The sequence below is a fragment of the Bradyrhizobium sp. USDA3010 genome, from assembly GCF_056429065.1.
Genome location: NZ_JBWJZD010000015.1, coordinates 116,585 through 143,128, shown reverse-complemented (window position 1 = coordinate 143,128; position 26,544 = coordinate 116,585). Strand labels below are relative to the sequence as shown.

The 26,544-nt window shown below is 65.1% G+C and carries 20 protein-coding genes; 16 read left to right on the top strand and 4 right to left on the bottom strand.

Translation table 11 applies throughout. The annotated features are described in order from the left end of the window. Window positions 1–10 precede the first annotated feature (10 nt). A complete protein-coding gene (locus AC066Y_RS23090) occupies window positions 11–2,542 on the top strand; it encodes a circularly permuted type 2 ATP-grasp protein (RefSeq protein WP_478275871.1) in 2,532 nt (843 codons plus the stop codon). Further along, window positions 2,539–3,417 (top strand): transglutaminase family protein, encoded by an 879-nt coding sequence (locus AC066Y_RS23085; RefSeq protein WP_478275870.1) that lies wholly within the window; start codon window positions 2,539–2,541, stop codon window positions 3,415–3,417. Before AC066Y_RS23090 ends, AC066Y_RS23085 begins: the two co-directional genes overlap by 4 nt. A gap of 45 nt (window positions 3,418–3,462) precedes the next feature. On the opposite strand, the gene AC066Y_RS23080 is transcribed toward AC066Y_RS23085, so the two are convergent. After that, the gene (locus tag AC066Y_RS23080; RefSeq protein ID WP_478275869.1) at window positions 3,463–4,965 is read right to left on the bottom strand and encodes a sensor domain-containing diguanylate cyclase; all 1,503 of its coding nucleotides are present in this window, start codon (window positions 4,963–4,965) and stop codon (window positions 3,463–3,465) included. A gap of 171 nt (window positions 4,966–5,136) precedes the next feature. Then, entirely contained in the window at window positions 5,137–6,843 is a 1,707-nt protein-coding gene (locus tag AC066Y_RS23075; RefSeq protein WP_478275868.1) for a methyl-accepting chemotaxis protein, read from the bottom strand. Window positions 6,844–7,190: 347 nt separating this feature from the next. On the opposite strand from AC066Y_RS23075, the gene AC066Y_RS23070 reads away from it, so the two are divergent. The 4 genes from AC066Y_RS23070 to AC066Y_RS23055 all read left to right on the top strand — a co-directional run bounded on the left by AC066Y_RS23070 (window position 7,191) and on the right by AC066Y_RS23055 (window position 13,669). After that, window positions 7,191–8,573 (top strand): ethanolamine ammonia-lyase subunit EutB, encoded by a 1,383-nt coding sequence (locus AC066Y_RS23070; RefSeq protein WP_478275867.1) that lies wholly within the window; start codon window positions 7,191–7,193, stop codon window positions 8,571–8,573. A 128-nt stretch (window positions 8,574–8,701) separates the two neighbouring features. Next, window positions 8,702–10,288: a B12-binding domain-containing radical SAM protein gene (locus AC066Y_RS23065; protein ID WP_478275866.1), complete on the top strand. Its 1,587-nt coding sequence runs from the start codon at window positions 8,702–8,704 to the stop codon at window positions 10,286–10,288. Window positions 10,289–10,292: 4 nt separating this feature from the next. Then, entirely contained in the window at window positions 10,293–11,087 is a 795-nt protein-coding gene (gene eutC / locus AC066Y_RS23060; RefSeq protein ID WP_478275865.1) for an ethanolamine ammonia-lyase subunit EutC, read from the top strand. Window positions 11,088–11,284: 197 nt separating this feature from the next. After that, window positions 11,285–13,669 carry an efflux RND transporter permease subunit gene (locus tag AC066Y_RS23055; RefSeq protein WP_478275864.1) on the top strand — a complete coding sequence of 795 codons (2,385 nt, stop codon included), beginning with the start codon at window positions 11,285–11,287 and terminating at the stop codon, window positions 13,667–13,669. Window positions 13,670–13,762: 93 nt separating this feature from the next. Here the strand turns inward: AC066Y_RS23055 and AC066Y_RS23050 are convergent, their stop codons facing one another. Next, window positions 13,763–14,263, bottom strand: a complete 501-nt coding sequence (locus AC066Y_RS23050; RefSeq protein WP_478275863.1) for a hypothetical protein — start codon at window positions 14,261–14,263, stop codon at window positions 13,763–13,765. A 406-nt stretch (window positions 14,264–14,669) separates the two neighbouring features. On the opposite strand from AC066Y_RS23050, the gene AC066Y_RS23045 reads away from it, so the two are divergent. From AC066Y_RS23045 to AC066Y_RS23000, 10 genes are all read left to right on the top strand, one after another. After that, on the top strand, window positions 14,670–14,906 hold the full coding sequence (locus AC066Y_RS23045; RefSeq protein ID WP_097670565.1) for a hypothetical protein: 237 nt from the start codon (window positions 14,670–14,672) through the stop codon (window positions 14,904–14,906). A 196-nt stretch (window positions 14,907–15,102) separates the two neighbouring features. Continuing rightward, window positions 15,103–15,981 (top strand): squalene synthase HpnC, encoded by an 879-nt coding sequence (gene hpnC, locus AC066Y_RS23040; RefSeq protein WP_478275862.1) that lies wholly within the window; start codon window positions 15,103–15,105, stop codon window positions 15,979–15,981. Then, on the top strand, window positions 15,978–16,814 hold the full coding sequence (gene hpnD, locus AC066Y_RS23035) for a presqualene diphosphate synthase HpnD (protein ID WP_478275861.1): 837 nt from the start codon (window positions 15,978–15,980) through the stop codon (window positions 16,812–16,814). Before hpnC ends, hpnD begins: the two co-directional genes overlap by 4 nt. After that, window positions 16,814–18,064, top strand: a complete 1,251-nt coding sequence (gene hpnE, locus AC066Y_RS23030; RefSeq protein WP_478275860.1) for a hydroxysqualene dehydroxylase HpnE — start codon at window positions 16,814–16,816, stop codon at window positions 18,062–18,064. Before hpnD ends, hpnE begins: the two co-directional genes overlap by 1 nt. A 66-nt stretch (window positions 18,065–18,130) precedes the next feature. Next, entirely contained in the window at window positions 18,131–20,092 is a 1,962-nt protein-coding gene (shc, locus tag AC066Y_RS23025; protein ID WP_478275859.1) for a squalene--hopene cyclase, read from the top strand. Beyond that, complete coding sequence (locus AC066Y_RS23020; RefSeq protein WP_409334636.1) at window positions 20,089–20,844, top strand: phosphorylase; 756 nt, start codon at window positions 20,089–20,091, stop codon at window positions 20,842–20,844. The genes shc and AC066Y_RS23020 overlap by 4 nt, the downstream gene beginning before the upstream one ends. 372 nt (window positions 20,845–21,216) lie before the next feature. Beyond that, on the top strand, window positions 21,217–21,861 hold the full coding sequence (locus tag AC066Y_RS23015) for a TetR/AcrR family transcriptional regulator (protein WP_478275858.1): 645 nt from the start codon (window positions 21,217–21,219) through the stop codon (window positions 21,859–21,861). Then, window positions 21,858–23,546, top strand: a complete 1,689-nt coding sequence (locus AC066Y_RS23010; RefSeq protein ID WP_478275857.1) for an acyl-CoA dehydrogenase family protein — start codon at window positions 21,858–21,860, stop codon at window positions 23,544–23,546. Before AC066Y_RS23015 ends, AC066Y_RS23010 begins: the two co-directional genes overlap by 4 nt. Before the next feature lie 13 nt (window positions 23,547–23,559). Then, complete coding sequence (locus AC066Y_RS23005) at window positions 23,560–24,402, top strand: class II aldolase/adducin family protein (RefSeq protein WP_478275856.1); 843 nt, start codon at window positions 23,560–23,562, stop codon at window positions 24,400–24,402. Next, the gene (locus AC066Y_RS23000; RefSeq protein ID WP_478275855.1) at window positions 24,399–25,298 is read left to right on the top strand and encodes a Rossmann-like and DUF2520 domain-containing protein; all 900 of its coding nucleotides are present in this window, start codon (window positions 24,399–24,401) and stop codon (window positions 25,296–25,298) included. Before AC066Y_RS23005 ends, AC066Y_RS23000 begins: the two co-directional genes overlap by 4 nt. A gap of 66 nt (window positions 25,299–25,364) precedes the next feature. On the opposite strand, the gene hpnH is transcribed toward AC066Y_RS23000, so the two are convergent. Beyond that, window positions 25,365–26,525 (bottom strand): adenosyl-hopene transferase HpnH, encoded by a 1,161-nt coding sequence (gene hpnH, locus AC066Y_RS22995; protein ID WP_478275854.1) that lies wholly within the window; start codon window positions 26,523–26,525, stop codon window positions 25,365–25,367. Window positions 26,526–26,544 lie beyond the last annotated feature (19 nt).

Sequence of the window (26,544 nt, the reverse complement as noted above, 5' to 3'; positions counted from 1 at the left end):
GGGAAGTGCAATGTCAGTGTCGGGTGGTCAAGGCAGCAGTCAGGAGAGCAGGGCCCGTCCCGGTCAGCGCCGGATGGCGCAGTGGACCCGCGACTATGTCCGGCTGCCCGGCATTCCCGATGAATATATTGCCGAGAACGGCGCGCCGCGGCCGGTCTGGGCGCGCTTCTTCGACGCCTTTGCCGGGCTGTCGCCCGCCGATATCGAGCGCCGCTTCGCCTCCGCCGATCGCCATCTGCGCGAGGCCGGCGTTACCTATCGCGCGCCCGGAGATACCTCGGACCGGATCTGGCCGCTCAGCCACCTGCCGCTGATCATCGACGCAGCCGACTGGCGCCAGCTCGCCGCGGGCGTCGCGCAGCGCGCGCAGCTTTTGGAAATGGTGCTGGCCGATCTCTACGGCGAGGGCCGTCTCGTTGCTGACGGTGCCATCCCCGCGGCGGCAATCGCTGGTAGCAGCGAGTATCTGCGCGCGGTCAGCGGCATCAAGCCGCCGGGCGGCCGCTATCTGCATCTCTACGCTGCCGACATCGGCCGTGGGCCTGACGGCCGCTGGTGGGTGCTCGGCGATCGCACGCAGGCGCCGTCGGGCGCAGGCTATGCGCTCGAAAACCGTCTGGTGCTGTCGCGCGCCTTCTCCAACCTCTACAAGTCGATGAATGTCGAGCGTGTTGCGCCGTTCTTCGAAGCGTTCCGCGATTCGCTGCGCGCCAGCGCCGACCGCGACGAGCCGCGGATCGGCCTGCTGACGCCAGGGGCGTTCAGCGAGACCTATTTCGAGCATGCCACGCTCGCGCGCTATCTCGGCTTCCTGCTGGTCGAAGGCGACGACCTCGCGGTCTCCGGCGACCGCATCCACATCCGCACCGTTGCCGGATTGAAGCGGCTCGACGTGCTGCTGCGCCGGGTCGATTCCAACATGCTCGATCCGCTCGAGCTCGACGCCTCCTCCTATCTCGGCGTGCCCGGGCTCGTCGAGGTGCTGCGCAAGAGCGGCGTCGTGGTTGCCAACATGCCGGGCTCGGGCGTGATGGAGGCGAGGGCGCTGCTTGGCTTCCTGCCCAGCCTGTGCCGGCGTCTGCTCTCTGAAGACCTGATGATGCCGCACATCGCGACCTGGTGGTGCGGCCAGAAGTCCGCTCGCGAGCAAGTGCTGTCGCGGCTCGACGAATTCGCGATCGAAGGCGCTTATGGCCGCGGCGTTGCGGATTTTCCAGGCCACGGGCCGGTGCTCCCGGGCGAACTGTCGGCCGCAGACCGCGACCGCCTGAAGGATGCGATCAGCCATCGCGGCATCGACTATGTCGGACAGGAGCTGGTGCGGCTGTCGACCACGCCGGTATGGGAGAACGGCCGCATTGCGCCGCGTCCGTTCGTGCTGCGGGTGTTCGCGGCGGCGACGCCGAACGGCTGGACCGTGCTGCCCGGCGGCTTCTGCCGGATTGCCGATCGGGCGGATGCGCGCGCGGTGTCGATGGGCGATGGGGCGGTGTCCGCCGACGTCTGGGTGGTCTCCGACAAGGCGGTTGCGACCTCGACCCTGCTGCCGGCGGTCGACACCGTCCGCATCCGTCGCATCGCCGGCGTGCTGCCGAGCCGCGCCGCGGACAATCTGTTCTGGCTCGGCCGCTATCTCGAGCGCGCCGAGGCCACCATTCGCTTGATCCGCGCGCTGTGCACGCCGCTGCGCGATCCGGCGCGGGCGAATGCGACCGGCTCGACGCCGGCGATGCATTCGGCCGAGCGCATCCAGCGCATGCTGGTTGCCTGGGGTGCGGCCTCGCAGACCGCGCGCGCCAATCCCGCCAAGGTCGCCCTCGAAGCGCTGCAGAACGAGGAGAAGTTCGGCTCGGCGCTGTCGCTGGTGCGATCGGCGCAGCGCACCGCGACCTCGCTGCGCGAGCGGTTGTCGCCGGACGCCTGGCAGGTCATCACCGAGATGGCGGATCGGCTCGCGATCGAGGTTCACGACGATGACGGCGTCGTCAGCGCCGCCGAGCTGACCTTGCAGGAGCTCGCAAGCTTCGCAGGCCTCGCGCAGGAGAACATGAACCGCGCGGCCGGCTGGCGCTTCCTCGAGATGGGCCGCCGTGCCGAGCGCGCCATCAACACCACACGCTTTGCCCGTCAGTTCGCCTATGACGAAGCCGGTGACGAAGACCTCGACGTTCTGCTCACGCTGGTCGACTGCCAGATCACCTACCGCTCGCGCTATCTGGTGCAGCCGCTGCTGACGCCGGTGCGCGATCTTGCCGTGCTCGATCCCTACAACCCGCGCTCGGTCGCATTTCAGGTCGCGGCGCTGAACGAGCATATCGCCGCGCTGCCGAGCCTGAAGGAGCATGGCCTGATCGAGCGGCCGCAGCGGCTCGCGGTTGCGGTCGAGGCGATGTTGACGACGGCCGAAGCCGGCAGCCTCGACGTCAAGACGCTGTTTGCGCTGGAGCAGGATCTGCTCAACCTCGCCGACTCGGTCGGGCTGCATTATTTCCCGCACGGACCGAACGCCAGCCGGCCGGAGAAGCTCACGGGGCTGGCGTGATCTACGACATCCGTCACGTCACGACCTACAGCTACGAGACCCAGGTCAGCTTCGCGCGCTGCTCGCTGCGGCTGGAGCCGATCACCGGCGACGGGCAGGAGCTGGTTTCCCATTCGGTCGAGATTCGTCCGAAGCCTGCGGAGCGCACCGCGCGGCGCGACTTCTTCGGCACGCTGACCGAAAGCGTCCTGATCGAGTCCGCGCATCGCAGCCTTCGCATCGATTCCCGCTCGCGGGTCTCGGTGGCGCGGCAGTCGCCGCTCCGTGACGCAGCGAGCCCGTCCTGGGAGTGCGTGCGCGACAACGCGTTCGAGGCATTGAGCCTCGATGCGGGCTCGCCGGTCGGCTACGTCTTCGCCAGCGCGCTGGTGCCGGTGCTGCGGCCGGTGACGGCCTACGCTTCGGCGAGCTTTTCGCCCGGCGGCGGCATCCTTGCCGGTGCGGCCGACCTGATGCGTCGCATCCGCGGCGACTTCAAATACGATCCGAAGGCGACCGTGATCTCGACGCCGCTTCGCGACGTGTTCGAGAAACGCCACGGCGTCTGCCAGGATTTTGCCCATGTGATGATCGCAGGCCTGCGCGGCCTCGGTCTGCCGGCGGCCTATGTCAGCGGCTATCTGCGCACCATTCCGCCGCCGGGCCAGCCGCGGCTGCAGGGCGCGGACGCAACCCACGCCTGGGTGTCGGTCTGGTGCGGCAGCGAGCTCGGCTGGGTCGGGTTCGATCCGACCAACGATCTCATGGTCGCCAACGACCACATCATTCTCGCCATCGGCCGCGACTTCGCCGACGTCTCGCCGGTCGACGGCGTCATCGTCGGCGCGCGCAAGCAGAAGCTCAGCGTCGCCGTCGACGTGTTGCCGGTGGAGTGAGTCGAGGGGGCAGGCGCGCGTTCGGCCGCGCCGCCGCGGTCTCGATCAGGCGACCTGCCGCTTGCCCGATTTGTCCCACCCGATCGGGCTGATGATGACGCGGTCGCGGCCTTCATGCTTGGCTTGATAGAGCGCGAGGTCCGCGGCCTTGAGCAGATCGCGCGATGTGCGCTCGTGATCCGGGACGAGGCAGGACAGTCCGATGCTGACGGTAGGCAACTCATGCTCGGATTCGCGCGCAGCGGTCAGCTTCGCGCGAATCTGCTCGGCAACCTCCAATGCACCGGCTTTGCCAATGCCGGGCAGCAGCACCGAAAACTCCTCGCCTCCATAGCGCGCGCCGAGATCGGTTGCGCGCTTGGTGCTGGTTGCGATGCACCGTCCCACGGTGGCGAGCACGGCGTCGCCGGCCTGATGGCCGTAGGTGTCGTTGAAGGCCTTGAAATGATCGACGTCGATCATCAGAAGCGACACCGGCGCCTTTGCGCGCATGCCACGCCGCCATTCCACGTCAAGCGTATCGTCGAGGCGGCGGCGGTTGGCGAGGCCCGTCAGCGCATCGGTGTTCGCGAGGTGCGCGAGCCGGCCTTCCGCGACGGCCCGCCGTTTGAGAGCGGCCAGCAGGTAGAACATCAGGACGATCGAGAAGCCGCAGAGCGCCGCCACCACGCTTCCGATCAGCCAGAGCTGCTGCCACCAGTCGGCATAGATGCCGTCGAGCGCGAGGCCCTCGGCGATCAGTAGGGGATGGTGTCCGACCGCCTGAAAGACATAGAGCCGGTTGACATGATCGACGAGCGATTTCGTCATGTAGAAGCCGGATTGCCGTGCCGGGAACTGCCTGAAGACCTGTGAGTCCCTGATGCTCTGCCCGATCTTGCCGATATCGAACGGTGCTCGCATCAGCATGACGCCATCGGTGTTGAACAGTGCCATGCTGTCGTCGAGGCCGAAGCTCAGCTTGCGAAACAGATTGTGGAAATAGCTTAGCCGCATGCTGCCCGCGACGACGCCGGCAAAGGACCCGTCGTCATTGCTGATGCGGCGGCTCAGGCTGATCAGATATTCGCCGTCTGAAGTCACCCAGGGAGCGCTGATGAACAGTCCGCTGTCGGCTCGCGCCTGATGCACCCGGAAGAAGTCCCGATCGGCGAAGTTTGCGGTCCGCGGCGTCAATGTCCGGGAATCGAGCGTGACGTCTCCCGCCGTATTCAGCACGAGGATCGAGCCGAGATCCTTGGCGGTGGCGGCACGGTCGAACAGCACGACCTGGCGAAGCTCCGGGCTGATCTTGCCGAGCTCCGGCAGCGTGACGCCGTCGGCGACCGCCTGCAGCGACAGGTCATAGAGCTCGATGTTGCGGTCGATCTCGCTGGCGATGGAGGCGACGAGGTTGGTCGCGCCTTGCTTCGCATGCTGATAGTCCTTGCCCGCCATCTCCCAGAGAACGGACGCGCAGATCGCCGAAAAGCACAGGACGAGACCGATCCCGAGCGCAAGCAGCCGTTTGGTCGGCACCGCCCTCGGCTTTGGCAACAGTCCGTTCATTGCTCGCTTCCACTTCCCCGCGCCCCCGCGCTCTGTCCGTTTCTATAGGGGCATCAAATTGAGAAAGGCGACCGCAAGCACCGGCAATTTGCGCCCGCGCGTTGCGATCGTCTTAACCATTCCAGGTTGGTCGGAACCTGGCGCAGGGCCCAGACGGATCGCCTGATCCGTTCAGGTTCCGGTGCGTCGCAGGTCCTCGGCGGCATCGCTGCGCAAGTTGCGGAAGAACTGCTCGACCTCGCGCGACAGCGTCTCGGCGGTTGCGGTCAGATCGTTCGATGCCGCGAGCACCGATTCCGCCGCCTTGCTGGTCTGTTCCATGTCGTCGCGGAGCGAGCCGACATTCGTCACCAGGGTTTCGTTGCCCTGGGCGGCCATCTGCGCATTGGCGGAGATTTCGCGCGTGGCTGCGTCCTGCTGGCCGATCGCGCTGGCGATGTTGGCGGTGACGTTGCTGATCTCACGCACCGCCTGGCCGATCTCGCGCACGGCGGCCACCGAGTTGCGGGTCGAGGCCTGGATCAGGCCGACATTCTCACTGATCTCTGCGGTTGCCTTGGCGGTCTGCCCGGCCAGCGCCTTGACCTCGTGCGCAACGACCGCGAAGCCGCGGCCGGCGTCACCGGCGCGGGCGGCTTCGATGGTGGCGTTGAGCGCGAGCAGGTTGGTCTGCTCGGCGATTGCCTGGATCAGGCTCAGCACACCGTCGATGCGCTGCGTGGTGGCGGCAAGGCTCTCGATCTCGGTGATCGACCGGTCGGTGCGCGCACCTGCCTGATCGACCGCCCCCGACGACTGCTTGACCTGGCGGCCGATCTCCTCGACCGAGGCGGAGAGCTCTTCGGCGGCGCTTGCCACCGCAGACACGTTGCTCGCGGCCTGTTCGGTCGCGCCTGCCGCCGCAACCGTCCGGCCGCTGGCGTCCGCCGCGACGGTCGCGATGGTCTGCGCGGTTTGACGCATCGTCGCAGCGTTGTCGTGCACCGCGCGGAGCACCTCACCGATCGTGCCCCGGAACGTCTCGACGAAGCTTTCGATATGCCGGCCGCGGGCATCGCGAGCCTCGGAGTCCTGCACGACTTGCGCGTTCAGGCTGCGATTGCGGTCCATCGCCTCCTGGAAGACCTTGATGGCGCGCGCGAGTGCGCCGATTTCATCGCTGCGCCCGACGTGCGGCACGTCGACATGGTCGGCGCCCTCGGCGACGTGCTTGATGGTCGTGGTGATCTGCGACAGTGGCCGCGCCACCGAGCGGGCGATGATCAGCACGCCGAGCACCACCACGATCAGGGCCGCCGCGCCGAGCCCGGTCAGCAGCAGCGCCAACTCGCGGTTGGTGTCGGTCTGCTGTGCCAGCTTCTTGCTGCGCTCGGCGTAGACCTTGGACAGCGCCTCGAGATCCTTGTTCAGCGCGGTGCGCACGTCGCGGTTGGCGTCGTTGTCGCCCCACTCGCGCCCGGCAGCGGCGCCGGTTTCGATGCCGCGGCGGACCAGCTCTTTGCGGAATTCGATGAATTGCTCGATGCGCTTCTTGAACACCGCGAACTGCGCGGCGTCGTCGGCCTGCACCAGGGTCTCCCAGTTCCTCACCACGCCGAGGATGCGGTCGTTGAACGCCAGCAGCCCGTCGCCGTATTTCTTCACCGCCGTAGGTTCGGTCGACATGTAGATGCCGCGGGATTCCATCACCACCGCGTAAACCAGCGAGTTGACCCGCTCGACATTGAGCGCGGCGCGGCTTGCGAGGTCGACGGCCGTGGTCAGCTCGGCATTGCGCCGCGCGTTGTAGTCGGACAGGACGGTGATGGCTGCGGTCAGCGCCGCAATCAGCGCAAACGTCGAGTACAGCCTGGCAGCAAGCGAGAATCGGGATGCCATTGGAGGTCGGGATGTGGAGATGGGGGATGTGACGGGGGACGGCATTGCGGGCACTCCAAGAGGCCGGGGAGTACCTTCGGCCAATTAAAGCTTATGCAAAATCTTCATGGATAATTTCTTAACGCGTGCGTTCTGCGCCGCCGCAACCGTTAAAATCTCTAAATAATACCAATGTCTTATGAGATGCTCCGAGGCGACCGGGTGGCGGCGCCTTGCCGCCGTGTTGAATGACGGGCTGCCATCATCATCATTCGTCAACATCCCCCGGCGCACCGGGCGAAGCTGATGGCACGACTTTCGCAAAGAGGTGCTAGGTTACGCCGTCCCCAGCCTCGACGCGAATCCCCATGCTCTATCGTCACACCATCGACGCCACCAATTATGCATTCGACGATCTGCGCATCCTGCTTGCCAAGGCCTCGCCGCTGCGGTCCGGCGACCGCTTGGCCGGCATCGCGGCAGACAGCGCCGCGGAGATGATCGCCGCGCGGCTCGCGCTTGCCAACGTTCCGCTCAAGCAATTCCTCGATGAGCCCGTCATCCCCTATGAGGACGACGAAGTCACCCGCCTGATCCTCGACAGCCACGACGTTGCTGGCTTCCTGCCGGTGTCGTCGCTCACCGTCGGCGGCTTCCGCGACTGGCTGCTGTCGGATGCCGCCACTGGAGACGCGATCAACCGGATCTCGCGCGGCATCACGCCGGAGATGGTGGCGGCGGTGTCGAAGCTGATGCGCAACCAGGATCTGATCCTGGTCGCGAAGAAATGCGAGGTGACAACCCGCTTCCGCAACACCATCGGCTTGCGCGGGCGAATGAGCACGCGGCTGCAGCCGAACCATCCGTTCGACGATGCCAAGGGCATCACCGCCTCGATCCTCGACGGGCTGCTGCTCGGATCGGGCGACGCCTGCATCGGCATCAATCCGGCGAGCGACGATCCGAACGTCATCGGCACCCTGCTGCGGCTGCTGGACGACGTCATCACCCGGCTCGGGATTCCGACGCAGGGCTGCGTGCTGACCCATGTCACGACCACGCTCGGCCTGATCGGGCAGGGGCTGCCGGTCGATCTCGTGTTCCAGTCGATCGCTGGCACCGAGGCGGCCAACCGCAGTTTCGGCGTCGACCTCTCGTTGCTCCGGGAGGCACGGGAAGCCGGGCTGTCGCTCCGCCGCGGCACGGTCGGCGACAACGTCATGTATTTCGAGACCGGGCAGGGCTCGGCACTGTCGGCCAACGGCCATCACCAGGTCGACCAGCAGACCTGCGAGGCGCGGGCCTATGCGGTCGCGCGGGCGTTCGATCCGCTGCTGGTCAACAGCGTGGTCGGCTTCATCGGTCCCGAATACCTCTATGACGGCAAGGAAATCATCCGCGCCGGGCTCGAGGACCATTTTTGCGGCAAGCTGCTCGGCCTCCCGCTCGGGATCGACGTCTGCTACACCAACCACGCCGAGGCCGATCAGGACGACATGGACAATCTCCTGACGCTGCTTGCGGCCGCCGGCGTGAACTTCATCATGGGCGTGCCGGGCGCCGATGACGTGATGCTGAACTATCAGTCGACATCGTTTCACGATGCGCTCTACGTCCGCGACCTGTTCGGCCTGAAGCGGGCGCCCGAATTCGACGACTGGCTGGCGCGCGTCGGCCTTGCCGGGCAGGATTTCCGCCTCGTTGCCGATGCGGGGCAGCTGCCCGACCTCGCCGCCAGGCTGTTGACCTGACGGGATAGCGAAATTCTGCAGAGCAACTATCTCACCGTTGTGACGTTGGTAAGCGCCACAATGTTGAAGAATTTCTGGCCCAGCGTTCCACGCTATGGTTAGATTTGCGGGTGCTTCGGGGTCGATTGATGAGAGCTGAGGGCATAAAGACAGCACGGCGTATCCTCTGCGTCTTTCCGCGCTATACGTCGTCCTTTGGGACCTTCGAGCACTCCTATCCTCTGACCGACGGCGTCAAGGCGTTCATGCCGCCGCAGGGCCTGCTGTTGATCGCCGCATACCTCCCCGAGAACTGGCCGGTCCGCTTCGTCGACGAGAATCTGCGCCCGGCCACAGCGGAGGATTTCGAGTGGGCGGAAGCCGTGTTCGTCAGCGGTATGCACATCCAGCGCCAGCAGATGAACGATATCTGCCGCCGCGCGCATGACCACGACCTGGTGGTCGCGATCGGCGGCCCATCGGTCAGTGCCTGTCCGGACTACTATCCCTTATTCGACTACCTTCATGTCGGCGAGCTCGGCGATGCGACCAATGAGCTGATCAAGCGTCTGGAGCAGGACACCAGGCGTCCGGACGAGCAGGTGGTGCTGAAGACCATCGACCGCTTGCCGATGACGGATTTCCCGCTGCCGGCCTATGAGCTCGCCGAAACCAAGAAGTACTTCCTCGGCAGCATCCAGTTCTCGTCGGGCTGCCCCTATCAGTGCGAGTTCTGCGACATCCCCGGGCTCTATGGCCGCAATCCGCGGCTGAAGTCGCCGCAGCAGATCATCGCCGAGCTCGACAAGCTGCGCGCCTGCGGCGCAACCGACACCGTCTATTTCGTCGACGACAACTTCATCGGCAACCGCAAGGCCGCGAGCGAGCTGCTGCCGCATCTGATCGAGTGGCAGAAGCGGACCGGGTATGTCACGCGGCTCGCCTGCGAGGCGACGCTCAATATCGCCAAGCGGCCCGAGATCCTGGAGAAGATGCGCGAGGCCTTCTTCGTGACGATCTTCGTCGGCATCGAGACGCCCGATCCCGACGCATTGAAGGCCATGCACAAGGATCAGAACATGATGGTTCCGATCCTGGAGGGCGTGCGCACCATCAACTCCTTCGGCATGGAGGTCGTCTCCGGCATCATCATGGGGCTCGATACCGACAAGCCCCAGACCGCTGACGCGCTGCTCTCCTTCGTCGAGGAGTCCCGGATTCCGCTCCTCACCATCAACCTGCTGCAGGCGCTGCCGAAGACGCCGCTGTGGGATCGGCTCGAAAAGGCAGGAAGGCTGGTCCATGACGACGGCCGCGACTCCAATGTCGAGTTCCTGCTGCCCTACGAGGACGTGGTGAGTTCCTGGCGCAAATGCATGGAGATCGCCTACCAGCCCGAGAAGCTGTTCGAGCGCTATTTGCACCAATGCAACTACACCTATGCCAACCGCATCAAGGTGCCGGTCAGCCCGGAGATGAAGAGCTGGGCCAACATCCGGCGCGGCCTGATTATGCTTCGCAACATCTTCTGGAAGGTCGGCGTGCTCGGCGACTACAAGCGCGTGTTCTGGAAGTTTGCGCTCGGCCGGCTCAAGCGCGGCGACATCGAGGGGCTGATCTCGGCGACGCTGGTTGCGCATCATCTGATCACGTTTGCGCGCGCAGCCTCCAGCGGCCGGCAGAACGCCTCGAACTACTCGATCCGGCTGCGCGAGGCTTCCGTTCCCGCCGAATGACAGCATGACCACACCGCCGGCGCCATCGCCCCCGTCGCTTTCCGATCTGCGCGACCTCACGCCGGCGCGCATCGGTCTCGGCCGGTTCGGGGCCAGCCTGCCGACCGATGCGCTGCTCTCGTTCACGCTCGACCACGCGCGCGCCCGCGACGCCGTTCACGCGGCCTTCGATGTCAGCGGCATTACAGCCGGTCTTGCCGGCCTTGGCATCACGCCGCGCGAGGTGTCGAGCCAGGCGCCCGGCCGGCGCGACTATCTGCGCCGGCCCGATCTCGGACGCATGCTGGATTCCGCATCGCGACGGTCGCTGGAAGGGGGCGGCATCACCGCATGCTCCTGCGCGATCGTGATCGGCGACGGCCTGTCGCCGACAGCGGTCAATGTGCACGCCGTCGAATTGATCCGGCACCTCGTGCCGCGGCTTGCGGCCGATGGGATCGACACCGGTGCGGTGATCGTCGCGTCAGGCGCGCGCGTCGCCCTCGGTGACGAGATCGGCGCCGTCATCGGCGCGCGCATGCTGGTGATGCTGATCGGCGAGCGGCCCGGCCTTTCCGCGCCCGACAGCCTTGGTGCCTATCTCACCTTCGCGCCGCGGATCGGCCTCACCGATGCCGACCGCAACTGCGTCTCCAACATCCACCGTGCCGGGCTGAGTTATGCGGAAGCCGCATTCAGGATCTCGTGGCTTGTGCGCGAGGGGCTGGCACGCCAGATCACCGGGGTCGCGTTGAAAGATGAAAGCGGCGGTGGATCGTCACAGAATGCGCTTCCGGGGTGTGACAAATCAGATACTTAATAGTGGGGATCAACGGTTCCCCGCCGATTTGGTTCTACCCTCGCGCTTGCGAGCAAAGGTGCAGACAGGTAAAACACGCGCCGGTCAATATTCGCGTGTTTTCAAGGACTAGCGCCGATAAGTCGCGCTCACCCGCCTCATTCGCGCCCCTCGACCCAAGCTAGACAGATTGAGCCGTTTTCAGAACTGGACAGGGCATGCTCGAAAAGAACTCCGAAAGTCAGGTCCACGTCGAGAAGGTCGAAGAGCCGCGGTCGGGCCCCAGCATCGCGTTCGGGATCGAGCGTCTCGGCCTGATCCCGATGCGGGCGCCGATCCTGTCCTGCATCGTGCTCGTCCTGTTGTTGATCGGCGCGGTGTTCGGCGTGCATCGGATCAAGATCGACGACTCGCTGTCGCAGCTGTTCCGTTCCGAATCCAAGGACTACAAGCAATATGAGGCGGTGACCAAGCGCTTCCCGGCGACCGAGTTCGACGTCCTCGTCGTGGTCGAAGGCAAGACGCTGCTCGAACGCGACAATCTCGGCAAGCTCCGTGACATGGTCACAGACCTGCAGCTCGTCGAGGGCGTGCGCGGCCTGGTGTCGCTGTTCTCGGCGCGCCAGGCGCCAGAGCCCGGCAAGCTGCCGGCGGCGCTGTTCCCCAATGAACTCCCCGAGGGCGCGGCCTACAACAAGTTCGTCGAGACCGTCAAAAGCAACGAGATCATCCGCGGCAAGCTGTTGTCGGAGGACGGCACGCTCGCGCTGGTCGTGCTGTCGCTCGAGCCGGAGGTGGTCGGCAGCAACAAGCTCAGCAAGGTGGTCGGCGACATCAGGAAGATCATGGCCGACGATCTCGGCGGCAGCGGGCTCAATGCCCAGCTGTCCGGCGTGCCGGTCATGCAGCTCGAGATCCGCAATGCGGTCGAGCGCGACGGCCTGACCTACAACATCCTCGGCATCCTCGCCGGCTGCGTCATCGCCATCATCTTCTTCCGCAAGATATCCTTCATGGTGGCGGCGGCGTTCCCGCCGATGATCGCGATCCTGCTCGCGCTCGGCGGCCTCGGCTGGGCCAATTTCAATCTCAACATGTTCCTCAACGTGATGACGCCGCTCATCATGGTGATCAGCTTCTCCGACTCCATGCAGCTGACATTCGCGGCGCGCGACCGGCTGATCGCGGGCCAGGACAAGTTCACCGCATTCAAGAACGCGGTGCTGGTGGTCGGCCCGGCCTGCGTGCTGACGCACGGCACGGCGGGGATTTCCTTCATCGCGCTGCAATTCTCGGATTCCGACCTGATCCGCAAGTTCGGCGAGGCCGGGCTTGCGGCGACCATCATCGCGCTGGTCGCGGTGCTGTCACTGGTGCCGGTGTTCGGCATCCTGCTGGTACGCAACGAGAAGGTCTTCGCGGTCAAGTTCCAGAGCGCTGACGCCGGCGTGCAGGCGCTGCGCAATTTCTGCTACTGGATCGCGGTGCGGATGGTCGGCCGTCCCGGGCTGTTCAGCCTGCTCGCGCTGATCGTCGTCGGCGGCCTCGGCATCATCTACGCCAATCTCGAGCCGCGCTACCGGCTCGCCGACCAGGTGCCGGACAAGCGGCAGGCGGTGGAGGCGTCGAGCCGGCTCGACGCCAAGCTGACCGGCGCCAATCCGGTCGATGTGCTGATCGAATTCCCCAAAGGCCAATCGCTCTACTCGCCGGAGACGCTGAAGACGATCGCCGACGTTCATGCGATGGTCGAGGACAGCGCCGGCGTCGGCAACGTCTGGTCGCTGGAAACCCTGCGGCGCTGGCTCGCCGAGAAGGCCGGCAGCAACGATGTCGCGACTCTGAAGGAATATGTCAGCGTGATTCCCGAGCATCTCGTGCGCCGCTTCATCTCGAAGGATCAGGATGCGGTCGTGGTGTCGGGCCGCGTCCCGGATCTCGATTCGAGCCAGCTGCTTCCGGTGGTGAACAAGCTCGATCATTCGCTCGACAAGGTGCGCGCCGAGCATCCCGGCTATGAGATCGCGGTCACCGGCCTGTCGGTGATTGCCGCGCGCAACAGCGCCAACATGATCGAGAAGCTCAACCGCGGCCTCACCGTCGAGTTCGCGCTGGTCGCGATCTTCATCGGGCTCGCATTCCGTTCGGTCGTGGTGATGTTCTCCTGCATCCTGCCCGGCATCTTCCCGGTGGTGCTGTCAGGCACGGTGCTGTGGCTGCTCGGGGAGGGGCTGCAATTCGCCAGCGTCGTGGCGTTGACCGTGTCGTTCGGCCTCGGCCTCAGCGCCACCATCCACTTCCTCAATCGGTTGCGGCTCGAGACCAAGCCCGGTGTCACGCCGGAGCTTGCGGTGGAGCGGGCCACCGTGCTGGTCGGCCCCGCGCTGATCCTGACCACGGTGGTGCTGGCCTGCGGCCTCGTCGTCACCGTGTTCTCCGACCTGCCGTCGCTGCGGCTGTTCGGCTGGCTCAGCGCGTTCTCGATGGTCGCAGCCCTGGTCGCGGACCTCTTCATCCTGCGGCCGACCTCGATGTTCCTGATCAACCTGTCGCAGAAGCTCCGCGGCAAGGGCGGGCAACCGGCGCCGATCGAAAAGGCCTGATTGACGGGCAACAAAGACCCGCAACAAAAAAGCTCGGTTCCGAAGCGCTCGGAACCGGGCTTTTTTGTTTGCCTGCCAAATCGGCCGAAGGGGTCAGGTCTTCGTCATCGTGATCGTGACGCCGCGGATCTCGCCCTTGGAGTCGATCTGCACGACCTGCTTGGAGCCGTTGGTTTGCAGGTTCAGGTTGGCGGCAAAGCCGGACGCCTCGACGAACACGTCGATCCGCCCGCCGCCTGCGGTGCCCTGCAAATTGCCGAAGATGTTGCGGCTCGCCTCGCTCCAGTTGCCGGAGATCCGGTCGCCCTGGCTGGTGACGTCGCTGGAGAGGTCGAACTTGTAGCTGTCGCTGGCACAATGCAGCGACTGCTTCAGATTCATGCCCGACGGCGCGACCTTGTAGTCCGCCTTGCAACGAATCCGTTCGGTCGTGCCGTTGGACAACGCCACCGTGCCCGATCCGGTCCACGAGCCGGCAAAACCGGCAAACGGACCGCTGGCCTGGGCATGGACTGCGGAGACAGACAGCATCAATGCGGCGCCGACGCCCACAGCTCTGAGGGCCTGACCAAGGCTGGAACCAAACAGTTTCATTGTGAATTTTCCCATCAAAATCAACGCTTCTTTCGCAAGAAAGCGTCTCGCCGCATCGAAGGTTTAGTGTCACCCAAGAATGTTAGGTTCAAACGACAGAAGCGGCGCGCGCGCGAGCCCTGTTGTCATCGAACAGAATCAGAAACCATTGGCCTCGTTTGGCATGTAGCTTTGCGCGAGTGTGATCCGCAATACCCAAACGCGACAAAGTGATAGCATGAATCGTTGTGCTAAATCAATGACTTAAGCAGGGGTTTACAGCGCCGCAAATTTAGCCGCATTTAGCAGTGCTTGTCGTCAATCCGTTGCCGCGTTACGTGGCGTCTGCAATCCCCAAAATCCGTCCCGGCCATGCCGAAACGCGTTTCGGGAACAGATTTTCTGCTGTCGGAAATGAAGGAATACGATGCGTAAATTTCTCCTGGCTGTTGCCGTGTTGTCGATCCCGCTCTCGTCCAGCGCCTTCGCCCAGCAGCAAGGGCGTGGTACGCCCGATGAGCAGAAGGCCTGCACGCGCGACGTGCAGCGTCACTGCCGTTCCGTGATCGATCAGGGCGACTTCACCATCCTCGCCTGTCTGCAGCAGAACCGCAGCAAGATCAGCGCCGCCTGCGACCAGGTGCTGAAGACCCACGGCCAATAAGACCGAATTCGGGTCTCAAGGGACCGCTATCAACGCCGCGGCTGGCAGCCATGCCGGCCGCGGTCACATATGCTGGCGGTCACAGATAGCATTGGTTTTGGTGGCGTATTCCCCTATATGGGGCTCGCAAATCCCCCGCATGCGCCTGACCGTCCGCGCCTGCGTCGTGCCATGACCAGTGTAGCCCAAATTTCCCATGACCACCGCGAGCGACCTGCGATCCGGAAAGACCCACCGCGACGAGAATTTTCCGGTCGCGTCGTGGATCATTCATCCGCGGCATCGTGCCTTGATCCTGGCCTTCTATAATTTCGTCCGGACCGCCGACGATATCGCCGATCACGCCACGCTGCAGCCTGCGGAGAAGCTGCGGTATCTCGACCTCATGGAGGCCGAGCTGCTCGGCAATGGCGATAGCCAGAAGGAAGCGGTCAGCCTGCGCCGTGCTTTCGCCGAGCGCGGCATGCCGCCGCGGCATGCGCTCGACGTGCTGGTGGCGTTCCGCCTCGACGTCACCAAGCTGCGCTACGAGAACTGGGACGACGTGATCGACTATTGCCGGTACTCGGCGATGCCGGTCGGGCGCTTCATGCTCGACGTGCATGGCGAGGATATTTCGACCTGGGCGGCGTCGGACGCGCTTTGCGCCGGATTGCAGATCAACAACCATCTGCAGGACTGCGGCAAGGACTACCGCAACCTGAACCGCGTCTACCTGCCGCGCGATGCGCTGGCTGCAACGGGTGCAACCGTCGAGATGCTCGGCGAGGCGAAATCATCGCCGGCCCTGCTGAAATGCCTGCAGGCGCTTGCGGTGCGCACCGAGGCGCTGCTCGACCAGAGCAAGTCGCTCGCCGCCGAAGTGAAGGATTTCCGGCTCGGGCTCGAGATCTCGGTGATCCAGGCGTTTGCCGACAAGATCGTCAACCTGCTGAAAGTGCGCGATCCGCTCAGCGAGCGCGTGCATCTGAGCCCGGTCGAATTGCTGCTGCAGAGCCTTGGCGGCGTCGCCGGCGAGACCGCGCGGCGGGCGATCGGACGGCGTGCGGTCTCCAAGACGGCGGCAGGGGCATGAGTGCTGAGGCGGCGGCCAACGCAAGCTACGGAAGCACCGCGTCGGGCAGCTCGTTCTATGCCGCGATGCGCATCCTGCCGCACGCGCAGCGCGAGGCGATGTTCCAGATCTACAGCTTCTGCCGGCAGGTCGATGACATCGCCGATTCCGATGGTCCGCGGCCGGAGCGCCTGGCCGCCTTGCAGCAGTGGCGCGAGGATATCGATGCGCTCTATGCGGGGCATCCGCCGGAGCGGCTGAGGGACTATGTCGCGTCGGTGAAGGCCTTCGGCCTGAAGCGCGAGGATTTCGTCGCGATCGTCGACGGCATGGAGATGGATGTGCCGCAGGACATCCGCGCGCCCGATCTTGCGACGCTCGACCTGTATTGCGATCGCGTCGCGAGCGCGGTCGGCAGGTTGTCGGTGCGCGTGTTCGGCCTGCCCGAGGAAGACGGCATCCAGCTCGCCTACCATCTCGGCCGCGCGCTGCAACTCACCAACATCCTGCGCGACATCGACGAGGATGCCGGTCTCGGCCGGCTCTATCTGCCGCGCGAATGGCTCTGGCATGCCGGCATCACCAACAACGACCCGGCCCGCGTCACCGCCGACCGCGCGCTGCCGAAAGTCTGCGCGCCGCTTGCCGAGCGCGCCAAGATGCACTTCCAGAAGTCCGATGAGATCATGAAGCGCAATTCGCGCCGCGCCGTGCGCGCGCCGCGGATCATGTCGAAATATTACCGCGCAATCCTCGATCTCCTGATCGCGCGCGGCTTCGCCGCTCCGCGTGAGCCGGTGCGTGTGTCCAAGGCAGCCAAGATCGGCATTCTTCTTCGTTACGCGATCATCTGATGCAAAAGACCGTTCATATCATCGGTGCCGGTATTTCCGGCCTCTCCGCGGCCGTGCGGCTCGCCAATGGCGGCTACAAGGTTGCCGTCCACGAGGCGACGCAGCAGGCCGGTGGCCGCTGCCGCTCCTATTTCGACGCCGCCACCAATCTCACCATCGACAACGGCAACCATCTGCTGCTGTCGGGCAACCGCCATGCGCTGAGCTACGCGCGTTCGATCGGCACCGAAGCCGGCCTCGTGGGACCGGCGCGCGCGCAGTTTCCGTTCGTCGATCTGGCCTCCGGCCAGCGCTGGCAGCTCGACCTCGGCGATTCCCGTCTGCCGCTGTGGGTGTTCGACGAGGCGCGCCGTGTCCCGGACACCGGCCTGCGCGATTATCTCGCATTGGCGCCGCTGGCCTGGGCCGGTACCGAGGCGCTGGTTGGCAACACCATTCCCTGCAAGGGCACGCTGTATGACCGCCTGGTGCAGCCACTGCTGCTCGCCGCATTGAACGTCGATCCGCCGGAGGGCTCGGCCGGGCTTGCCGGCGCCATCGTGCGCGAGACGCTGCTCGCCGGCGGGCAGGCCTGCCGTCCGCTGATCGCACGCGACGGCCTGAGCTCGGTGCTGATCGAGCCGGCCGTGAAGTTGCTGCAGGAGCGGGGCCACAGCGTCCAGTTCAGTCACGAATTGCGTGCGCTTGGCATGTCGGGTGATCGCATCAGCGAGCTCGACTTCGGCGGTGGCGACAAGATCACGCTGGCGGCCGACGATGCCGTGGTGCTCGCGGTGCCGCCGCGCGCCGCGGCAACGCTGCTGCCTGGCCTGAAAACCCCGACCAAATTCCGCGCCATCGTGAACGCGCATTTCCGCGTCGATCCGCCGCGCGACGCGGCGCCCATTCTCGGCGTGGTCGGCGGTCTGGTGGAGTGGCTGTTCGCGTTCCCGCAGCGGCTGTCGGTGACGATCAGCAACGGCGACCGCCTAGTCGACATGCCGCGCGAGGAGCTCGCGCAGGCGATCTGGCGGGACATCTGCAAGGCATCCGGCGTTTCCGGCGACCTGCCGCCGTGGCAGATCGTGCGCGAGCGCCGCGCCACATTTGAGGCGACGCCGGAGCAGAATGCCCTGCGTCCGGGGCCCACGACGGCGCAAAAAAACCTGTTTCTTGCCGGCGACTGGACTGCTACCGGGTTGCCGGCAACCATCGAGGGGTCGGTGCGGTCGGGTGATCGCGCCGCAGATCTGGTTCTGGCCAGGCGTTAAATTCGACCTGTTAAGCGGCCGCGGCTTTCGATCAGCCGGTCCGCAATGAAGAGGATATCGAGCGAAATGCTTTCGAGAGATCACGGCGTCGCAGTCGATCCGGTCGCGCTGGAGAAGAGCATCTCCAAGGCAACCGAAGCGCTGCTCGGCTACCGTCAGTCCGACGGGCATTGGGTGTTCGAGCTCGAGGCCGACAGCACCATTCCGGCCGAGTACATCCTGCTGCGTCACTACCTGGCCGAGCCCGTCGACGCCGCGCTCGAGGCCAAGCTCGGCAACTATCTGCGCCGCGTCCAGGGCGCGCATGGCGGCTGGCCGCTGGTGCATGACGGCCCGTTCGACATGAGCGCCAGCGTGAAGTCGTACTTCGCGCTGAAGATGATCGGCGATTCCGTCGACGCGCCGCACATGGTACGGGCGCGCGAGGCGATCCGTTCGCGCGGCGGGGCTTCGGGCAGCAACGTGTTCACGCGCTTCCTGCTTGCGCTCTATGGCGTCGTGACCTGGCGCGCGACGCCGGTGCTGCCGATCGAGATCATGCTGCTGCCGATGTGGTCGCCGTTCCATATCAACAAGATCTCCTACTGGGCGCGCACCACCATGGTGCCGCTGATGGTGCTCGCCGCGCTGAAGCCGCGTGCAAAGAATCCGAAGGGCGTCGGCATCGACGAATTGTTCCTGGAGGATCCGAAATCGGTTCGCATGGCGTCGAAGGCGCCGCATCAGAGCGCGAGCTGGTTCTATCTGTTCCGCTCGCTCGACGCCGTGCTGCGCGTGATCGAGCCGATGTTTCCGAAGCGCCTGCGCCAGCGCGCGATCGACGCCGCGCTCGCCTTCACCGAAGAGCGGTTGAACGGCGAAGACGGCATGGGCGCGATCTATCCGCCGATGGCCAACATCGTCATGATGTATGAGGCGCTCGGCAAGGACGAGAATTTCCCACCGCGGGCCGTCACCCGCCGCGGCATCGACAAGCTGCTCGTGATCCGCGACGACGAGGCCTATTGCCAGCCCTGCGTCTCGCCGGTGTGGGACACCGCGCTGACCTGTCATGCGCTGCAGGAAGCGGGCGGCGAGGATACGCTCGCCAAGGCCAAGCAGGGCCTCGACTGGCTGAAGCCGCGCCAGGTGCTGGAGCTGAAGGGCGATTGGGCGGTCAAGGCGCCGGACGTCCGTCCCGGTGGCTGGGCGTTCCAGTATAACAACGATCACTATCCCGATCTCGACGACACCGCGGTGGTCGTGATGGCGATGGACCGCGTGCGGCGCCATAGCGGAACCAGGGAATATGACGAGGCGATCGCGCGCGGCCGCGAGTGGATCGAGGGGCTACAGAGCCGCGACGGCGGCTGGGCGGCGTTCGACGCCAACAATCTCGAATATTACCTCAACAACATCCCGTTCTCCGATCACGGCGCCTTGCTCGATCCGCCGACCGAGGATGTCACGGCGCGCTGCATCTCGATGCTGGGCCAGCTCGGCGAGACTGCCGAGAGCAGCAACGCGATGGCCGACGGTATCGCCTATCTGCGCCGCACCCAGCTGGCCGAGGGCTCCTGGTACGGCCGCTGGGGCCTGAATTACGTCTACGGCACCTGGTCGGTGCTCTCCGCGCTAAATGTCGCAGGGGTCGATCGCAACGACCCGATGATTCGGAAAGCGGTCGATTGGCTGGCGTCAGTCCAGAATCAGGACGGCGGCTGGGGCGAGGACGCCGTCAGTTACCGGCTGGATTACAAGGGTTATGAAGTCGCGCCGTCGACCTCCTCGCAAACGGCATGGGCCTTGCTTGGATTGATGGCGGCCGGAGAGGTCGAAAATCCCGCCGTTGCGCGGGGGGTGGAGTACCTAAAGGCAACACAGACGGAAAAAGGGCTGTGGGACGAGCAGCGATACACAGCTACGGGGTTTCCGCGGGTATTTTACTTGCGATATCATGGCTACTCGAAGTTCTTTCCGCTCTGGGCGCTGGCGCGGTATCGAAATTTGAGAAGCACCAATAGCAGGGTGGTAGGGGTCGGGATGTGATTGTTGAGGCGGGGGCCGCCGAGACCGTGGGCAGCAGAATTGATCCTCGGCCGGTATTGATTGTGACTGGATTGGTGCAGGAGGCCCGCATCGCAGCCGGTCCCGGCATGATCGTGATCTGCAGCTCGAGCGATCCGCAGCAACTGCGTGAATTGCTGGCGACGCTGGATCCGACTAGCTTCCGTGGCGTGATTTCGTTCGGCGTGGCCGGCGGGCTCGATCCGTCGCTGAAGTCGGGCGACGTCGTGGTCGCGACCGAAGTGATGTCCGGCGATACCCGTTTCCTGGCCGCATCCGCCCTGAACGAAGAGATGATCGCCAGCGCCGCGCTGAAGCGCCGCCGGATCGTCCGCGGCGGGCTTGCCGGCGTCGAACAGGTGATCGCGGCGAAGGCCTGCAAGGCCGCCTTGCGCTCGATGACGGGCGCAGCCGCAGTCGACATGGAAAGCCATATCGCGGCAGCCTATGCCGCCAAGGCGGGCGTTCCGTTCGCCGCGCTGCGCGTGATCAGCGATCCGGCGCACCGGGCGCTGCCCGAGCTTGCGAAATCCGCGGTGAAGCCGAATGGCGACATCGACCTGCGCAAGGTGCTGCGCGGCATCGTGCGCAATCCGCGGACGCTGCGAGCGCTGGTGTCGACCGGAATCGATTTCAATCGCGCGCTCCGCTCGCTGCGCAGCTGCCGCGGCTTCCTGCTTGGCAGCGACGTGTTGATGCCGGTGGACGACGTCCTAGTGGCGAAGGCGGCCTGATCCAGCTGTCCCGGGCCGGGACGGCGTTGCTCGCCGCACCAAGCTCAAAACAATCAAGCTCAAAAGCAGAGGCCCGATCGCATCGCGATCGGGCCTTTTGCTTTGGTGCCTGACGGTTTGGCTCGATGTCACGCCGGTCCAAGTTCCGGTGTGGATCTGCCGGTTTGCGGGCGGGTGACCCTCCAGGCCTGTTCCTGCCTGCGCGTGGCACGGCAAGTCTCCGACGATCATTGGTCCTTGCAGGCCCAGCCACAGCGTCCGCGGGCGGTGTACGCCGTCCTGCGACCTCGAACCGCCCCGTGGATGCTTGACAGATACCGCCATGCGAGCGAGTATGAACTATGGTCCTGTATTCATGAATTAAGGTTCACGATGGCAATCGCGGCGGTTCGCCTCAACCAACTCGTCGAGACCAAGGCCCGCATTCTGGATGCCGCCAGGGACGCCGTGGCGCTGAGTGGGTGGAAGGACGCCCAGATCGCCCTGATCGCCTCACGGGCCGGCGTGGCGACCGGCAGCGTGTATCGCTACTTCGACTCGAAGGCGGACCTTTACGCGCAGGTGCTCGCCCTGGTTTCCGAGCGCGAGGTGGCCGTTGTCGCCGCGATCGTCGAGGCGGAGGGATCCGCGTCCCAGTGTCTGGTGGACGCGATCTACACCTTCTCGGTCCGGGCGATGCGCGGCCGCCGTCTGGCCTATGCGTTGATCGCCGAACCCTGTGAGCCCGGGATCGATGCGGCGCGCCTGAAATACCGGGCGGCCCTGGCCGACCAGATCGCAAGGCTGGTCCGGCGCGGCATCGCCAACGGCGAGTTCGTCGATATCGATGCGAATGTCGCGGCATCCTGCGTGGCCGGCGCTTTCATGGAGGCGCTGGTTGGTCCGCTGGCGCCCGAAGCAGCCCCGGACTCCGACGCGGCAAAGGCGATCGCTCAGACGATCGCGGGGCTTTCCGCGCGCATGCTGTTTCGCCATCCCGCGCCTGAATTGACCCCTGTATCGAGGGTTTCCGCATGAATGCGCGTGTCCATCCGGTTACCGTCGCGGAAGCGAAAACCAGTGCGTTCGCGACCCATGAAGTCCGCAATCAGGCGCGGCCAGCCACAGGCTTCAACGCGTTCGATGACGACCGCGCGTTGAGCGGTCTGATCGCAACGATGGTGCCATGGGCGAAGGACAGGCTTTCCGCGCTCGGAGCCCATGCCGGCAGCGAAGCTGTGCAGGAGGTCGCGCGGCTTGCCAACGAGCACGAGCCGAAGCTCCTGACCCACGACCGGTATGGCAACCGCAATGATTGGGTCGAGTTTCATCCGGCTTGGCATCAATTGATGGCGCTGGCGTTCCAGAGCGAGGTCCATAGCCTCGCCTGGTCCGCGCGCGAGCCACATGGGCATCTGGCGCGCGCAGCGCTGAGCTATCTCTGGAATCAGATCGAGAACGGCGTCGGTTGTCCGACCGGGATGGCGTACGCCGCGATCGCCGGGTTTTCCGGCAAGCCGCAATTCAGTCTGTGGCGGGAGCGAACGCTGGCGGCGGACTACGATCCACGCCGGCTTCCGATCGAGGCCAAGCGCGCGGCGGTGATCGGCTATGCGATGACCGAGAAGCAGGGTGGCTCCGACCTGCGTGAGACCCAAACGACCGCGCGCTTCGTCGAGCGCGGCGCGCACGGCGAGATCTATGCGATCACCGGCCACAAATGGTTTTTCTCGGTGCCGGTCGCCGATGGATTCTACACGCTGGCGCGCACCCAATCCGGCGTCAGTTGCCTGTTCGTGCCGCGCCTGCTGCCGGACGGCAGCGCCAACCGCATCCACATTCAGCGCCTGAAGGACAAGTGCGGCAACCGTTCGAACGCGTCGAGCGAGATCGAGTATCACGATACGTGGTCGATCCTGGTCGGTGAGGAAGGCCGTGGCATCGCGGAGATCCTTTCGCATGCTCATTTGACGCGGCTGGATTTCGCGGTCGGCTCCGCCGGGCTGATGCGGCAGGCGCTGAGCCTGGCACTGAACCACGCGCAAACGCGAACCGCGTTCGGCAAGCCGATGGCCGAGCTTCCGATGCAGCGCAACGTGCTTGCCGATCTCGCACTCGAGAGCGAGGCGGCGATGCTGGGCGCATTTCGCGTCGCGCGTGCGACCGACGGCCTGCAGACGAGCGAGCACGAGCGGCTGCTGGCGCGGGTCGCCACTCCCGTGGTGAAGTTCTGGAATTGCCAGCGCGCGCCGGCTTTCACCTATGAGTGTCTGCAGGTGCATGGCGGCAACGGCTTCATCATGGAGAATGCGATGGCGCGGCTCTACCGCGAGGCGCCGCTGAATTCGATCTGGGAAGGCACCTCCAACATGATGTGCATGGACGTGCTGCGCGCCATGCAACGGGATGCAAATTGCCGGGACGCGTTCGTCGACGAACTGCGTGCGAGCAGGGGCCTCAATGCGGTCTATGACCGCTGCACGGACGATCTCGCGGATCGCTTGCTGGCACGATATCCGGACGATGGGCATGCGCGGGCGCTGGTCACCCGCATGGCGCATGCGTTGCAGGCGGCCGAGATGTTGCGGCATGGCGATGCCACCGCTGCCGATCTCTTCGTGCAATCCAGACTTGGCGCGGACGGGATGCATGTATTCGGTGCGCTTCCGTCGTCGGAAGGCCTTGGCAAGGTCGTCGAACGCGCCTCCGTCATCCGTCACTAAGGGTCCCAGTTATATGCGTCAGACCGAAGTTTGTGCCGTCAGCGACGTCAGGGCGATCGTCGGAGAAGAGGAGTGGGCGATGCGGGTCGATCTCGCGGCGTGCTACCGCCTGGTCGCGCTCTATGGAATGACCGACCTGATCTACAACCACATCAGCGCGCAGGTCCCGGGGCATGACGATCGGTATCTGATCAATCCGTACGGCATGCTCTATGAGGAGATCACGGCGTCGAGCCTCGTCAAGATCGACATCGAGGGCCGGACCTTGCTGCAGCCCGACCACGGCTACAACGTCAACGTGGCCGGCTTCTATCTGCATGCCCCGATCCATCGCGCACGGCCCGACGTGAAATGCGTTCTGCATACCCACACCCGGGCAGGGACCGCGGTAAGCACGCTTGCCGAAGGGCTGCTTCCGCTGTCGCAGACGGCGATGCGGTTTCACGGGCGGATCGGCTATCACGACTTCGAGGGGCCGGCGATCGACCGCGACGAATGCGACCGGGTCGTCGCCGATCTCGGCCGCAACAACGTGCTGGTGTTGCGCAATCATGGCCTCCTGGTCTGCGGCAACACGATTCCGCAGGCGTTCAATGCGATCTACTGGCTGGAGCAGGCCTGCCGGATCCAGGTCGATGCGCTCGGCTGCGGCCGGCCGCTGCACGCGCCGAGCGAGCTGGCGATCGGCAACACGGTGACCTGCTTTGCCGGCACCGAGATCACGCTGGACAATGAGCGCGACACCAATCCGGTGCTGAATGAAGCGGCACAAAATCTGCAGGCCGGTTACGGGCTGCTGGAGTGGCCGGCGCTGCGGCGCAAGCTCGACCGCATCGACGGGAGCTACGCGCAATGAGCACGTCGCTGGCGGCGTTGCGGATCGGCTTCATCGGCGCCGGCCGCGTGGCGCAGACGCTGGCGCCGGCGTTCGCTCGCGCGGATTTGAACGTCGCAGCCTTCTATAATCGCGGTCCCGATGCCGCGCAGCGCCTCGGATCCCGCATCCCGTCGGCACGGCCGATGATCGACGCGCAGCAGGTCGTGGACTTCTGCGACATGGTTTTCCTCACGGTGAGCGACGACGCGATCCTGCCGGTCTGCCGCGGCCTGCGCTGGGAGCCGCGTCACCGCGTGGTCCATTGCAGCGGCGCGACCGAACTCGCGGCGCTCGATCATGCGCGATCCGCGGGCGCCGCAACCGGCGGGTTTCATCCAATGCAGATGTTTGCAAATCCCGACGTCGCGCTTGAGGGGCTGCGCGGATGCACCGTCGGGATCGAGGCAGAAGGCGACTTCCGGCACGACCTTGAACGGCTCGCCACCAGCATCGCCTGCGAGCCGTTGGCGCTGCCGGCCGGCGTGCGGGCGCTCTATCATGCCTCGGCCTACTATGTCGGTCCGTTCCTGATCTCGCTGCTCAAGGAAGGCGTCGAGCTCTGGAAGAGCTTTGGCGCCAGCGAGGCCGACGCGCTGCGTGCCATGATGCCGCTGCTGCGGGGCACCGTCGCGGCCGTTCTCGACGGTGGCCTCGCCAACGGCATGGGTGGCTGCGTGGCGCGCGGCGATGTTGGAACGATCGTCAAGCACCTGCGGGCCCTGGACGAGCGCTTTCCCGCTTCGGGCGCGTTGTATCGCGAACTGGCTCTGCGCAATGTCCCGCTCGGGATCGAGCGTGGCACACTCAGCGCTCCGCGCGCCGCAGAGATCGAGCAGCTGCTGTTGCGAACCCGGCAAGCGCAGGCGGCATCCTGATCCAAGAAAAAGGGCCCCGGTTCGCTGAACCGAGGCCCTTCAATTTTGCCTCGCTCACATGGAGCATCAGGCGGCGCTGGAAGCCTTCTGTTGCTGCTTGGCAGCGGCGGCCGCCGCCTCGTCGCGGCGGATCTCCGAGAGCTTCTTCTGGACCTGCTCGGCGAAGATGTACTGCGCCGGACGCTGCTTCGACATGTCGATCTCCGGCGCCATCGGGCCAGTGGTCCTGATGCCGCGCAGCGCGACCCACATCGCCTTCAGCGGATTGTTGATCGCAGCGGTCGCCGCGGTCGGCTCGTAACCGCAATGGGCCATACAGTCGGCGCACTTCTCGTACTTGCCGGTGCCGTAGGTCTCCCAATCGGTGGTGTCCATCAGCTCCTTGAAGGTCTTGGCGTAGCCTTCACCGAGCAGATAGCAGGGCTTCTGCCAGCCGAAGATGTTGCGCGCCGGCATGCCCCAGGGCGTGCACTCGTATTCCTGGTTGCCGGCGAGGAAGTCGAGGAACAGGCCGGAATGCATGAAATTCCACTTCTTGCCCTTGCCGAGCGCAAAGACGTCGCGGAACAACTTCTTGGTCTTGGTGCGGTTGAGGAAGTGCTCCTGGTCGGGCGCACGCTCATAGGCGTAGCCCGGCGACATCGAGACGCCGACGCCGAGCTCGGTGGTGAAGTCGAGGAATTTGGCGATCTCCTCGGCCGGATGGCCGTCGAAGATCGTGGCGTTGACGTTGACCGTGAAGCCGCGCGCCTTCGCCGCCTTGATCGCGGAGACGGCGCGATCGAACACGCCCTTCTGCGACACCGCCTTGTCGTGATGGTCCTTCAGGCCGTCGAGATGCACCGAGAAGAACAGATAGGGCGACGGCTCGAACAGATCGAGCTTCTTCTCGAGCAGCAGCGCATTGGTGCACAGCGAGACGAACTTCTTGCGCGCCACGAGGCCGCGCACGATCTCGCCGATCTCCTTGTGGATCAGCGGCTCGCCGCCCGGGATCGCCACCATCGGTGCGCCGCATTCATCGGCCGCGTCCCAGCATTCCTGCGCGGTCATGCGGCGATTGAGGATCGCATCGGGATAATCGATCTTGCCGCAGCCAACGCATGCGAGGTTGCAGCGGAACAGCGGTTCCAGCATCAGCACGAGCGGATAGCGTTTGCGGCCAAGCAGCTTCTGCTTGATCAGATAACCGCCGATACGCATTTCCTTGAAGAACGGTATAGCCATTAGAGGATTTTCTTTCTGC

Coding starts and splice junctions, on each gene's coding strand:
- AC066Y_RS23090 (WP_478275871.1), top strand. CDS start 11: ATGTCAGTGTCGGGTGGTCAAGGCAGCAGTCAGGAGAGCAGGGCCCGT.
- AC066Y_RS23080 (WP_478275869.1), bottom strand. CDS start 4,965: ATGAACGGACTGTTGCCAAAGCCGAGGGCGGTGCCGACCAAACGGCTG.
- AC066Y_RS23075 (WP_478275868.1), bottom strand. CDS start 6,843: ATGGCATCCCGATTCTCGCTTGCTGCCAGGCTGTACTCGACGTTTGCG.
- AC066Y_RS23070 (WP_478275867.1), top strand. CDS start 7,191: ATGCTCTATCGTCACACCATCGACGCCACCAATTATGCATTCGACGAT.
- AC066Y_RS23065 (WP_478275866.1), top strand. CDS start 8,702: ATGAGAGCTGAGGGCATAAAGACAGCACGGCGTATCCTCTGCGTCTTT.
- eutC (WP_478275865.1), top strand. CDS start 10,293: ATGACCACACCGCCGGCGCCATCGCCCCCGTCGCTTTCCGATCTGCGC.
- AC066Y_RS23055 (WP_478275864.1), top strand. CDS start 11,285: ATGCTCGAAAAGAACTCCGAAAGTCAGGTCCACGTCGAGAAGGTCGAA.
- AC066Y_RS23050 (WP_478275863.1), bottom strand. CDS start 14,263: ATGAAACTGTTTGGTTCCAGCCTTGGTCAGGCCCTCAGAGCTGTGGGC.
- AC066Y_RS23045 (WP_097670565.1), top strand. CDS start 14,670: ATGCGTAAATTTCTCCTGGCTGTTGCCGTGTTGTCGATCCCGCTCTCG.
- hpnC (WP_478275862.1), top strand. CDS start 15,103: ATGACCACCGCGAGCGACCTGCGATCCGGAAAGACCCACCGCGACGAG.
- hpnD (WP_478275861.1), top strand. CDS start 15,978: ATGAGTGCTGAGGCGGCGGCCAACGCAAGCTACGGAAGCACCGCGTCG.
- hpnE (WP_478275860.1), top strand. CDS start 16,814: ATGCAAAAGACCGTTCATATCATCGGTGCCGGTATTTCCGGCCTCTCC.
- shc (WP_478275859.1), top strand. CDS start 18,131: ATGCTTTCGAGAGATCACGGCGTCGCAGTCGATCCGGTCGCGCTGGAG.
- AC066Y_RS23015 (WP_478275858.1), top strand. CDS start 21,217: ATGGCAATCGCGGCGGTTCGCCTCAACCAACTCGTCGAGACCAAGGCC.
- AC066Y_RS23010 (WP_478275857.1), top strand. CDS start 21,858: ATGAATGCGCGTGTCCATCCGGTTACCGTCGCGGAAGCGAAAACCAGT.
- AC066Y_RS23005 (WP_478275856.1), top strand. CDS start 23,560: ATGCGTCAGACCGAAGTTTGTGCCGTCAGCGACGTCAGGGCGATCGTC.
- AC066Y_RS23000 (WP_478275855.1), top strand. CDS start 24,399: ATGAGCACGTCGCTGGCGGCGTTGCGGATCGGCTTCATCGGCGCCGGC.
- hpnH (WP_478275854.1), bottom strand. CDS start 26,525: ATGGCTATACCGTTCTTCAAGGAAATGCGTATCGGCGGTTATCTGATC.